Below are 11,844 nucleotides of genomic sequence, written 5' to 3'. Positions count from 1 at the left end.
TTCGAAAATTGCTAAGCCGCTTCCACAACTGCTCTTTGCACGACCGCCCTTAACGGCGTGCTGGTCGGACGTCCCTTGAAGTCCGTCCAGCACAGGCGATCGAAGTCATACAGCTTGCAGCGCCGTGCGGTATCGAAATACCAGCGCCACGAAAATTGTTGGATCACGATGCGGCCCGGCAGCATCGTCTCCAGCAGCTTCTGCGCCTTCTTCAGGCGATACAGCGGCACGCTCATGTCGACGTGATGGGCGGTGTGCTCCATGATGTGATGCAGCGCCGCGCCGATGCCATGGCGGAAGGTCAGGTGCACCGTGGTCGAGACGAACGGTTGCGCCGCCGACCATTCCGACTTGTCCTGGTACCAGGCCACGCCGACGTGGGTGTGATGGACGTAGACCACGAAACCGATCATCGCCTTCCAGAACAGCACCGGCACCACGAACGCCGTCAGTAACAGCGTCCAGAACGATTGCCCGCCGGCCTGCGCGGCCCACGCCAGTCCGCCGATCCAGATGGCGGCGGCAACGGTGACCAGCACGCCGTCCCAGATGAACTCCGCACGTCTCGTCGGCATCTGCTTGCGCGACGGGAAATACATCTTCTTCCACCACATGTCCACCGTGTAATACAGCCATGGCGCCCAGCCGCTGCGGTACAGGCGTTCGAGCTTCTGGCGCCAGCGCGGCAGCGCCCGGAACTCCTGTAGCGAATGCGGCTGCCAGACGAAGTCGAAGCCTTTCAGGTTGGTATAGCCGTGATGCACCACGTTATGCCCGACTGCCCACAGGCTGTATGGCGTCAGCGACGGCATGAACACCAGCCGGCCGAGCCAAGTGTTGAGCCGGCGGTTGGCGGTGAAACTCTGGTGGCAGGCGTCATGCCCGAGGATGAACAGGCGGCCGATGATGAAGCCGGTCAGCATGCCCAGCGCCACTTTGGCAACGATGTTCCCGACCGCGATCGTCGCCGCCAGCGCCAGGCCGAACAGGCAGAAGTCCAGCACCACCAGCCCAATTGCCAGCGGCGTGCTGCGGGCGACGATGGGCGCCAGCCAGGAACGGATGATCTTGCGATGCGGCATGGGGACATGCGGATCGACGGGCGTCAGTGTTGAATCAGGATGCTGCATTGGAGTAGAACCTCAAGACATGATGATGGCGTTTCATTTACGTTTTAGCGGCGGTGTGCGCCGCTTCAGAAGCGATAACCCACACCGACGCCGATCAGCCACGGATCGATCTTCACGGTGCTGAGCTTGGTGCCGTTGGCGGCCAGCACGTCGCTGCGGATCTGCACTTTCTTGATGTCGAAGTTGATCAGCCAATGGCGATCCAGCTTGACGTCGAAGCCGGCTTGAAGCGCGCCGCCGATGCTGTGGTTTTCCAGGCGGGCGCCGCCGTTGAGCAGGTTGACGTCGGAGATGCGCGTGTAATTGATGCCGGCGCCGACGTAGGGGCTGAAGGTCGAGGCCGGCGTGAAGTGGTACTGCGCCAGCAGTGTCGGCGGCAGGTGTTTGAAGCTGCCGATGGTCTGGCCGTCGAGCCGCACGTCATGCTTTTGCGGATAGGTCAGGACCAGTTCGGCGGCCCAGTTGGGTGTGAAGAAATAGCTGATGTCGACTTCCGGGATGGTCTTGGAGCTGACCGTCAGGCGATCCGAGGCGCCGACGCCGCCGACCGGATCGGATTTGTTGTCGGGGCTGATGTTGACGGCGCGCACGCGCACCAGCCAGGGGCTTTCTTGCGCTGCGGCAAAGGGAGCGACGACAGACAGGGCGGCGACGATGGCGACTGGCGCCAGCAGCATTGCGATTTTTTTCATGATGGATTTCCCCGCGCCTTCTCTCGATGAAAGCGCATTGTTGTGAATGAAGTTGCGATGCAGCGAAATGTACGCGGGACGGCGAGGGTGGGATTTGATGTCGATCAAAAAAGAAAAAGAAGCGGGTCTGTGAAGGTCATGCACACGCGCCCGGAAGCGCCGTTTCATCTGCGTTTGTGCCCCTTTTGATGTAGGTCAAGGTATGGCGGGGTGCAAGTCCCTAGACTTGTTTCACCAGGGTCGCAGTCCGTCTTGTTTTTTTGTCTTTCATCTCGCTCATCGCGTTTTTCTGCTGCGGCCCGCCTCTGGAGCTAACAACATGGTGGTATCCGCAATGACGATGGTCGCCGAACCATCGGTCGAATTCGACGCTCAACTGATCCGCAAGCTGAGCCAGTCCGGCCCGCGCTACACCTCGTACCCGACCGCGGATCGCTTCAGCGACAGCTTCGGCTACCGTGACTACCTGCAGGCGGTAGCGGGGCTGCGCACGCGCGGCAGCCGCAATCCCTTGTCGCTCTACGTGCATATCCCGTTCTGCGAAAACATTTGCTACTACTGCGCCTGCAACAAGATCGTCACCAAAAACCGCGACAAGGCCGGCATCTATCTCAGCTATCTGAAGCACGAGATCGAAATGCAGGGCAAGCTGTTCGACGGCATGAACCAGATCGAGCAGTTGCACCTCGGCGGCGGCACGCCGACCTATATTTCGGATGCGCAGATGGCCGACCTGATGGCGCATCTGCAGCGCTGGTTCCGCTTTGCGGCGGACGAAGTCGGCGAATACTCGATCGAGGTCGATCCGCGCACGGTCTCCGCTGAACGCGTCGCCAGTCTGCGCACGCAGGGCTTCAATCGTCTCAGCCTGGGCGTGCAGGACTTCGATCCGCTGGTGCAGCGCGCCGTCAACCGTGTACAGCCGGAACACCTTACCCTCGACATCATCAAGGCCGCGCGCGCACAACGTTATCGCTCGGTCAGCATCGACCTGATCTACGGCTTGCCGGGACAAAACGTGATCAGCATGGCGCAGACGCTGGCCAAGGTGATCCAGGCCGGACCGGACCGTATCTCGCTGTACAACTACGCGCATCTGCCGCACCTGTTCAAGCCGCAGCGCCGCATCCTCGAGGCGCAGCTGCCAGGTGCGGAAGCCAAGCTCGACATGCTGGCGCTGGCGATCCGCCGGCTGACCGACGCCGGTTACGTCTACATCGGCATGGATCATTTCGCGCTGCCGACCGACGACCTGGCGATCGCGCAGCAGCAGGGCCGTCTGCATCGCAACTTCCAGGGCTATTCCACGCATGCCGAGTCGGACATGGTGTCCTGCGGCGTGTCGGCCATCAGCGCGGTGGCCTCGACCTACAGCCAGAACGTCAAGACGCTGGAGGAGTACTACGACGCCATCGACAAAAACGAACTACCCATCGTGCGCGGCCTGCGCATGAACATGGACGACGTCTTGCGTCGCCTGATCATCCAGCGCCTGATGTGCAACTTCGAGCTATCGATTGCTTCCATTGAAACCGCTTATCCGATTACCTTTGCGTCCTATTTCGAGGCCGAGCTGGAAGGCTTGCATCGCCTTGAACAGGATGGACTGGTGGTGATCGACGAGGAGTGGATCACGGTCACCATGAAGGGCCGCCTGCTGATCCGCAACATCTGCATGGTGTTCGACCGCTACCTGCAATCGCGTCCGGACGAGCAGCGCTATTCACGCACCATCTGAGCCGCCATGACCGGCCTGAGTCTGAATTTGAGCCTGAATTTGAGTCTATTTCCGGTCTTCATGATCGGATTGCTCGGCAGCGTCCATTGCATCGGCATGTGCGGCGGCATCGTCGGCGCGTTCTCGATGGCGCCTGCGACGGTTCGGACGAAGCCGTTTCCGGTGGTGGTCAACGTCATGAAGAGCGAAGCCAACGGCGCGCTGCTGTTGCGCACGCTCTCTTACAATCTCGGCCGCATCGGCAGCTATGCCGTCGCCGGTGCACTGGCGGGCGGTCTTGCCGGCGGCGCACGGCTGCTGGCGGACATGCAGGTATGGCAGGCCGGCGCTTATGTAGTGGCGCACCTGATGCTGGTCGCGCTGGGACTCTATCTGATGGATGCCTGGCGCGGCCTCGCCAGGATGGAGGCAGTCGGCAACATCCTCTGGAAACGCCTGCGGCCATTGACCGGCTTGCTGTTGCCTCTCGATAGCCCGTTCAAGTTGGTGCTGGCCGGGGGACTGTGGGGTTGGCTGCCGTGCGGCATGGTCTATAGCGTGTTGCTGACGGCGCTGTTGAGCGGTTCGGCCCTGTCGGGCGCAGCGGTGATGCTGGCGTTCGGTCTCGGCACCTTGCCGGTGCTGCTGGCGGCCGGCATGTTCGGCGCACAGTTGCGCGGCGTCCTGCAGCGACGCAGTGTCCGCGTGGTCAGCGGGATGGTGGTATTGCTGTTCGGCGTGTTTGGCCTGCTGCGTGCGCAACACGGCTTCACGCCTGACTGGCTGGCGGCCTTGTGCATCACGCCCACGCATGTTGCTGGATCTGCGGCGGGGCAGCCATGATTGCCGTCGAGCGCGGCGTGAGGGACGTGAGGGGAGTGACTGGCGAGACTGATGCGGCCGGCACAGCCTGCTTCCACTGCGGCCTGCCGGTGGCTTCGGACACGGCATGGCGCGTGACGATCGACGGCGCCGGGCGCGCCATGTGCTGCCCCGGATGTGAGGCGGTGGCGCGCAGTATTGTCGATAGCGGCTTCGCCGATTACTACGCCTCGCGCACCGGCTTTGCCGCCACGGTCGAGGAGCGGGAGTTGATGCCGCCTGAACTGCTGCTGTACGACCATGAGCCCGCAGCTGAAAATTCCGCAACTTCCGCAACTTCGGCGACGGATGCGCATGCCGCAGCGGCGATCTATACGGTGGCCAATATTCGCTGCGCTTCCTGCATTTGCCTCATTGAGCTGCGTCTTGCGCGCGTGCCCGGCGTACTGAGCGCCGAGGTCAATGCGGTGACCGAGCGCCTGCACGTGCGCTGGCGCACCGATGCATGCAAGCCCAGCGATATCCTCGCCGCCATGCGGGCAATCGGATACCCGTCCTATCCCTACGATCCGGTGCGACACGGCGAGCAGCTGGAACGCGTGCGCAAGACACTGTTCCGGCAACTCTTCATCGCCGGCTTGTCGATGATGCAGGTGATGATGTATGCCGTGCCCGCCTACCTGGCGGGCGAGGGCGGCATGGATGACGACATGGCAAGCCTGATGCGCTGGGCCGCCTTGCTGATGACCGTGCCGGCGCTGGTGTACTCGGCGCAACCGTTCTTCCGCGGCGCCTGGCGCGATATCCGCAACCGCGCGCCGGGCATGGATGTGCCGGTGACGCTGGGCATCATTGCCGCATTTGCAGGCAGTGCGCTGGCGACATGGCGCGGTGCGAGCGGGGGCGAAGTGTACTTCGACTCGGTGACGATGTTCATCTTCCTGCTGCTGTGCAGCCGTTATCTGGAGCTGACGGCGCGGCGCAAGGCGGCCTCGGCGCTGGACCGCCTGCAACAGTCGCTGCCGTCCTCGGCGCTGCGCGTACTGGCCTATCCGCAGCCGGATGCCGAACTGGTCGCGGCAGCGCGACTGCGCGCCGGCGACGTCATCCTGGTCAGGCCCGGCGAGGCATTGGCGGCAGATTGCGTCGTGCTCGCAGGATCATCGTCAGTCGATGTGTCCCTGCTGACCGGCGAAAGCCGTCCGGTGCACAAGAAGGTCGGCGACACCATCCCCGGCGGCGCCGTCAACATCGCGCAGGCGCTGACCGCGAAAGTCGTGCGCACCGCCGGTGACAGCACGCTGTCGGTGCTGGTCGGCCTGGTCAACCGGGCCGGACAAGCCAAGCCGAAACTGGCGCTGTGGGCCGATCGCGTAGCGGCTTGGTTCGTGGCGGCGCTGTTGCTGCTGGCGGTTGTGGTGTTTTGCGTCTGGTACGTGATCGACCCGGCGCGCGCGTGGCCGGTTGCGATTGCCGTGCTGGTGGTGTCCTGTCCTTGCGCCTTGTCGCTGGCAACGCCGACAGCCCTGGCGGCGGCCACCGATCGCCTGCTGCGGAAAGGCATTCTGGCAGTGCAGCCGCATGTGCTGGAAACGCTGCATCGTGCTACCCACATCGTGTTCGACAAGACCGGCACGCTGACCGTCGGCAAGCCCGCGCTGCGAGAGATTCTGAAGCTGGGCGCCTTGTCGGCGGCTGACTGCCTGCGCATTGCGGCCGCCATGGAGCGCACCAGTGCGCATCCGCTGGCCCAGACCATCCTGCAGGCGGCAGCGGAGCAGCAGGAGCAGCACCTGCACGATATTCCGGAAGCAAGCACGCTGCGCCATGCGGCCGGCCAGGGTGTGGAAGCGACCGTTGACGGCGTGCTGTGCCGGCTCGGCAATTTCGCGTTCGTGCACGCATTGATCCCTACTGCGTCGAGCATGCCGGCAGCCGATGCCGACGGGCAGGCCGAGGCCAGCTACGTGTTCCTGGCGTCGAGCAACGGTTGGCTGGCGCGCTTCGATATCGCCGACGCTCTCCGACCGGAAGCACAGGCGGTGGTCGCGCATTTCCAGGGGCAGGGCAAGAGCCTGGTGTTGCTGAGCGGCGATCGCCATGAGGTGGCGCAACACGTGGCCGACCGGCTCGGCATCCAGACTGCGCTCGGTGACTGCCTGCCTGAAAGCAAGCTGTCCTTCGTGCGAAGGCTGCAGCAGGGCGGCGCCATCGTCGCAATGGTGGGCGACGGCGTCAACGACGCCGCCGTGTTGCGTGCGGCCGATGTTTCCTTCGCGATGGGCAACGGCGCCGCGCTGGCGCAGACCAGCGCCGATTGCGTGCTGTTGTCGGGGCAATTGTCGGCGCTGTGCGAAGCCGATAGCGTGGCGGCAAAGACGCTCGTGGTGATCCGCCAGAACCTGGCATGGGCCACGCTCTACAACGCGGTGGCGATTCCGGCGGCGGCGCTGGGCTGGATCAACCCGTGGTTGTCGGGCGTGGGCATGTCGCTGAGTTCGGTAGTGGTGGTGCTCAACGCGCTGCGTCTGCGCCGGGCTGGGAATGGGACGGGGAACTGACGATGGAAGCACTCTACCTGCTGGTGCCGTTCAGCATTGCCATCGTGTTCGCGGCGATCTGGCTGTTCTTTCGCATGTCCGACGACGGCCAGTTCGACGACCTGGTGAGTCCGGGTTGGCGCATCCTGCAGGATGACGACAAGGCGCCGCCATCGTCCGCCGCGAGTGAAATTCCCCTTAAGGACGACGCCGTCTCCCATTGATGCCGGTCCTTTTGATGCACATCAAGGACAGCCGCGCCCCATAAAACTACTCTCTCCCCATCAACATCGCCCATGGTCGACATGGGCGAAAAATTCCGGGAGAGGGTGTGGACAGAGAACTCAATTACAACTACAGGATCGTGAAGCAGTTCACGATCGCCACCGTGGTGTGGGGCGTCATCGGCATGCTGGCCGGCGTCTTCATCGCAGCGCAGCTGGCGTGGCCTGCGCTCAACTTCGACATTGCGTGGCTGACCTACGGTCGCCTGCGGCCTCTGCACACCAACGCGGTGATTTTCGCGTTCGGCATCTGCGGGCTGTTCGCGACTTCGTATTACGTCGTGCAGCGCACCTGCCAGGTCCGGCTGTTCTCGGACAAGCTGGCCGCGTTCACGTTTTGGGGCTGGCAACTGGTGCTGGTCTCGGCTGCGATCACCTTGCCGATGGGCTTCACGCGCGGCAAGGAATACGCCGAGCTGGAGTGGCCCATCGCCTTGCTGATCACCGTCGTGTGGGTCAGTTACGCGGTGGTGTTTTTCGGTACGCTGATCAAGCGCAAGGTCAGGCACATCTACGTCGCCAACTGGTTCTTCGGCGCCTACATCATCGCGGTGGCGCTGCTGCACGTCGTCAATGGCGCCGCCATGCCTGTGTCGATGTGGAAGTCCTACTCGGCCTATGCCGGTGTCCAGGACGCCATGATCCAGTGGTGGTACGGCCATAACGCGGTCGGCTTCATCCTGACCGCCGGCTATCTCGGCATGGTGTATTACTTCATCCCCAAGCAGGCCGAACGTCCGGTGTATTCGTACCGGCTGTCGATCGTGCACTTCTGGGCGCTGATCTTCACCTACATGTGGGCCGGTCCGCATCACCTGCACTACACCGCGCTGCCGGACTGGACCCAGTCGATCGGCATGGTGTTTTCGCTGATACTGCTGGCGCCGTCGTGGGGCGGGATGATCAACGGCATCATGACGCTGTCGGGCGCGTGGCACAAGCTGCGTTCCGATCCGCTGCTGAAGTTCATGATCGTGTCGCTGTCGTTCTACGGCATGGCCACCTTCGAAGGTCCGATGATGTCGATCAAGACCGTCAACTCCTTGTCGCACTACACCGACTGGGGCATCGCCCACGTCCATTCAGGGGCATTGGGTTGGGTCGGCTTCATCACCATGGGTTCGATCTATTACCTGATCCCGCGCATGTCCGGCAAGCGCGAGATGTGGAGCGTGCGCCTGGTCGACCTGCATTTCTGGGTGGCCACCATCGGCGTGGTGCTGTACATCGCCTCGATGTGGATCGCCGGCGTGATGCAAGGGCTGATGTGGCGCGCGGTCAACGCCGACGGCACGCTGACCTACACCTTCGCGGAAGGCGTCAAGGCGACCTATCCCTACTATGTAGTGCGCTTCACCGGAGGCCTGTTGTACCTGACCGGCATGGTGATGATGGCCTACAACACCTTCATGACCATGCGGGACGGGCAGCCGGTTGAGGCGCGCATCCCGGCATTGTCCACCAATCACGTATCAACCCACGCATGAGCAGGAGCATCGAATGAAATTTTCCCATGAATGGATCGAGAAGAATCCCTGGCTGCTGATCGCGCTGGTGGTGCTGGTGGTCAGCGTCGGCGGTCTGGTGGAGATCGTGCCGCTGTTCTTCCAGCGCTCGACCACCGAACCGGTTGCCGGACTGAAGCCGTATTCGCCGCTGCGCCTTGCAGGTCGCGACGTCTACATCCGCGAAGGCTGCTACAACTGCCACTCGCAGATGATCCGGCCGTTCCGCGCCGAGACCGAGCGCTACGGTCACTACTCGGTGGCGGGCGAGTTTGTCTACGATCATCCGTTCCAGTGGGGCTCCAAGCGCACCGGTCCCGACCTGGCGCGCGTCGGCGCACGCTACAGTGACGAATGGCATCGCATCCACCTGAACAATCCGCGCGACGTGGTGCCCGAATCGAACATGCCCGGCTATCCATGGCTGGCGAAGACCAGGCTCGATCCCAAGAGCATTGAGCCCAAGATGCGCGCGCTGCACCGCCTGGGCGTGCCGTACACGGACGAAGAGATCCAGGCGGCGCCGGCCGAACTGGTCGACAAGACCGAGGAAGATGCGCTGGTTGCGTACCTGCAAGGCCTCGGCACGCAAATCAAGACAAGAAACTAGGGGAAACAATATGGCTATCGATAATTTCACGATCCAGGCCAGCAGCGTCATGACGGTGATCAGCCTGACCACCTTCATCGGCATCCTGTGGTGGTCGTTCAGCAAGCGCCGTGAGGACGATTTTGCGGAAGCCGCGCGCATTCCGTTTGAGGACGACTTCCTGGATGCGCCGGCTGCAGAGGCCTCGGAGAGCCGCCATGTCTGATTTTACGAGCGGGTTCTGGAACATCTACATTACCAGCCTCACCATCATCAGCATCATCGGCTGCGGCGTGCTGCTGTGGTCGCAATCCAAGGTCAAGGTCGAGAAGAAGCCCGACCAGGATCCCGCGACCGTCGGCACCACCGGCCATGTCTGGGACGGCGACCTGACCGAGCTCAACACACCCATGCCGCGCTGGTGGATGTGGCTGTTCTACCTGACCATCGTGTTTGCGCTGGTCTACCTGTACCTGTATCCGGGGCTCGGTACGTACGCCGGCAAGCTCGGGTGGAAGTCCAGCGAGGCCTACCAGGGCGAGTTGAAAAAGGCCGATGCCGACTACGGCCCGCTGTTCAACAAATACCTGCAGCAAGACATCAAGACGGTCGCCGCCGATCCGCAGGCGCATGTGATGGGCGAACGTCTGTTCCTGACCTATTGCGCGCAATGCCACGGCTCCGACGCGCGCGGCAGCAAGGGCTTTCCCAACCTGACCGACAAGGACTGGCTGTACGGAGGCGATCCGGACGTGATCAAGACCACCATCCTGCACGGCCGCAACGGCCAGATGCCGTCGATGGCGGCGGCGCTGGGTTCGGACAAGGACGTCGAGAACGTTGCGCACTATGTATTGAGCTTGTCCGACTCGACGCACGATCCGATCAAGGCGGTGTTCGGCAAGTCCAAGTTCGCGGTCTGCGCCGGCTGCCACGGCGCCGGCGGCACCGGCAACCAGGCGCTGGGTGCGCCCAACCTGAGCGACAAGATCTGGCTCTATGGCGGTGGCGTCGAAACCGTCATGGAAACTATCCGCAAGGGCCGCAACAACACCATGCCGGCATTCGAGAGTTTCCTCGGCGAAGCCAAGGTACACGTGCTGGCTTCCTACGTCTGGAGCCTGTCGAACGCGCCGTCCAACGCTGACCAGAAGTAGGGACGCACGACCATGGACAAGCCGCCGCCGGACATTGCCGTCGTCAAGATGTACGCCGCCCGCGAGGACATCTATCCGCGCGAGATCAAGGGGCGCTACGCCAGCCTGCGCTGGGTCTGCCTGTGGCTGACCCAGCTGGTGTTCTACGGCGTGCCGTGGCTGCAGTGGAACGGGCGGCAGGCGGTGTTGTTCGATCTCGGTGCGCGCAAGTTCTACATCTTCGGCATCGTGCTGTGGCCGCAGGATTTCATCTACCTGGCGGCGTTGCTGATCATCTGCGCCTACGCGCTGTTCCTGTTTACGGCAGTGGCGGGGCGCGTGTGGTGCGGTTTCTCCTGTCCGCAGACGGTCTACACGGAAATGTTCCTGTGGATAGAGCGACGCATCGAAGGCACGCGCAGCGCGCGCATGCGGCTGGACCGCCAGCCGTGGGGCGCGGAGAAGTTGCTCAGGAAGGGCGCCAAACACGCAGTGTGGATTGCGTTGTCCCTGTGGACCGGCTTCAGTTTCGTCGGCTATTTCACACCTGTCCACGACCTGATGCACCTTGTTACCTCGCTGTCGCTGGGGCCGTGGGAGACATTCTGGATCCTGTTCTACAGCTTCGCTACCTATGGCAACGCCGGCTGGATGCGCGAGCAGGTGTGCAAGTACATGTGTCCGTACGCCCGCTTCCAGAGCGCGATGATCGACAAGGACACGCTGATCATCACGTATGACCGCGAGCGCGGCGAACCGCGCGGCGCAAAAACCAAAGCGGCGCAGAAGACCGGCGATTGCATCGACTGCTCGATGTGCGTGCAGGTTTGCCCGACCGGCATCGACATCCGCAACGGCCTGCAATACGAATGCATCGGCTGCGCCGCCTGCATCGACGCCTGCAACGGGGTCATGGCCAAGGTCGACTTGCCGCCCGGACTGATTCGCTATTCGACCGAGCGCGCGTTGACCCTGCATTTGTCGCTGCAGGAAATGCGCCGGCGCGTCTTACGGCCGCGCGTGCTCGCTTACACGGCGCTGCTGGTGTTGATCGTGGCCGGATTCTGCACCGCGCTGGCGCTGCGCACGCCGCTCAAGCTCGACATCATCCGCGATCGCGGCATGATGGCGCGCGAAGTCGAAGACGGCATGATCGAGAATGTCTACCGGCTGCAGATCATGAATACCGGCGAGACCGCGCATCGTTTCCAGATCGCGGTGTACGGCATTGACGGCATCAGGCTGGCGACGCCGGCGGAAGTCGAGATCGAAGGCGCCACCACGCGCGCCGTCCCGGTACGCGTCCGGGTGCCGCACGGCAAGGGCGAGCACGGCTCCAACAAGGTGGCGTTCGCGTTGAGCGCCGTCGACGATCCACGATTGCAGGTCGAGGAGACGGCTGTCTTCTTCGTACCGCGATGACACCGAA

Annotated in this window: 11 protein-coding genes; 9 read left to right on the top strand and 2 right to left on the bottom strand. The window is 62.9% G+C overall.

Annotated elements, in window-relative coordinates; genetic code table 11:
• Positions 1–11: 11 nt before the first annotated feature.
• Together E4P32_RS06605 and E4P32_RS06600 are read right to left on the bottom strand one after the other, a co-directional pair.
• A complete protein-coding gene (locus tag E4P32_RS06605; RefSeq protein WP_116433860.1) occupies positions 12–1,082 on the bottom strand; it encodes a fatty acid desaturase in 1,071 nt (356 codons plus the stop codon).
• Positions 1,083–1,195: 113 nt separating this feature from the next.
• Positions 1,196–1,822: an OmpW family outer membrane protein gene (locus tag E4P32_RS06600; protein WP_116432704.1), complete on the bottom strand. Its 627-nt coding sequence runs from the start codon at positions 1,820–1,822 to the stop codon at positions 1,196–1,198.
• Between the two features lie 319 nt (positions 1,823–2,141).
• Between E4P32_RS06600 and hemN the strand changes: the two genes are divergently transcribed.
• The 9 genes from hemN to ccoG all read left to right on the top strand — a co-directional run bounded on the left by hemN (position 2,142) and on the right by ccoG (position 11,837).
• A complete protein-coding gene (gene hemN, locus E4P32_RS06595) occupies positions 2,142–3,560 on the top strand; it encodes an oxygen-independent coproporphyrinogen III oxidase (protein WP_116432705.1) in 1,419 nt (472 codons plus the stop codon).
• Between the two features lie 60 nt (positions 3,561–3,620).
• Positions 3,621–4,382, top strand: coding sequence for a sulfite exporter TauE/SafE family protein (locus E4P32_RS06590; RefSeq protein ID WP_116433861.1), 762 nt, complete (start codon positions 3,621–3,623; stop codon positions 4,380–4,382).
• On the top strand, positions 4,379–6,922 hold the full coding sequence (locus tag E4P32_RS06585) for a heavy metal translocating P-type ATPase (protein WP_116432706.1): 2,544 nt from the start codon (positions 4,379–4,381) through the stop codon (positions 6,920–6,922). The genes E4P32_RS06590 and E4P32_RS06585 overlap by 4 nt, the downstream gene beginning before the upstream one ends.
• Positions 6,923–6,924: 2 nt before the next feature.
• Positions 6,925–7,125: a cbb3-type cytochrome oxidase assembly protein CcoS gene (gene ccoS, locus E4P32_RS06580; RefSeq protein ID WP_116432707.1), complete on the top strand. Its 201-nt coding sequence runs from the start codon at positions 6,925–6,927 to the stop codon at positions 7,123–7,125.
• A 107-nt stretch (positions 7,126–7,232) separates the two neighbouring features.
• Positions 7,233–8,672, top strand: coding sequence for a cytochrome-c oxidase, cbb3-type subunit I (gene ccoN / locus E4P32_RS06575; protein WP_116432708.1), 1,440 nt, complete (start codon positions 7,233–7,235; stop codon positions 8,670–8,672).
• A 13-nt stretch (positions 8,673–8,685) separates the two neighbouring features.
• On the top strand, positions 8,686–9,300 hold the full coding sequence (gene ccoO, locus E4P32_RS06570) for a cytochrome-c oxidase, cbb3-type subunit II (protein ID WP_116432709.1): 615 nt from the start codon (positions 8,686–8,688) through the stop codon (positions 9,298–9,300).
• A 10-nt stretch (positions 9,301–9,310) separates the two neighbouring features.
• Positions 9,311–9,505: a cbb3-type cytochrome c oxidase subunit 3 gene (locus tag E4P32_RS06565; protein ID WP_116432710.1), complete on the top strand. Its 195-nt coding sequence runs from the start codon at positions 9,311–9,313 to the stop codon at positions 9,503–9,505.
• Positions 9,498–10,436: a cytochrome-c oxidase, cbb3-type subunit III gene (gene ccoP, locus E4P32_RS06560; protein WP_116432711.1), complete on the top strand. Its 939-nt coding sequence runs from the start codon at positions 9,498–9,500 to the stop codon at positions 10,434–10,436. The genes E4P32_RS06565 and ccoP overlap by 8 nt, the downstream gene beginning before the upstream one ends.
• Before the next feature lie 12 nt (positions 10,437–10,448).
• The gene (gene ccoG / locus E4P32_RS06555) at positions 10,449–11,837 is read left to right on the top strand and encodes a cytochrome c oxidase accessory protein CcoG (protein WP_233526536.1); all 1,389 of its coding nucleotides are present in this window, start codon (positions 10,449–10,451) and stop codon (positions 11,835–11,837) included.
• Positions 11,838–11,844: the final 7 nt, after the last annotated feature.

The sequence above is a fragment of the Herbaspirillum sp. 3R11 genome (genome assembly GCF_004563925.1).
GTDB lineage: Bacteria > Pseudomonadota > Gammaproteobacteria > Burkholderiales > Burkholderiaceae_D > Herbaspirillum.
The sequence above is the reverse complement of the archived record's forward strand: the minus strand, read 5'-3'. Positions and strand labels throughout refer to the sequence as shown.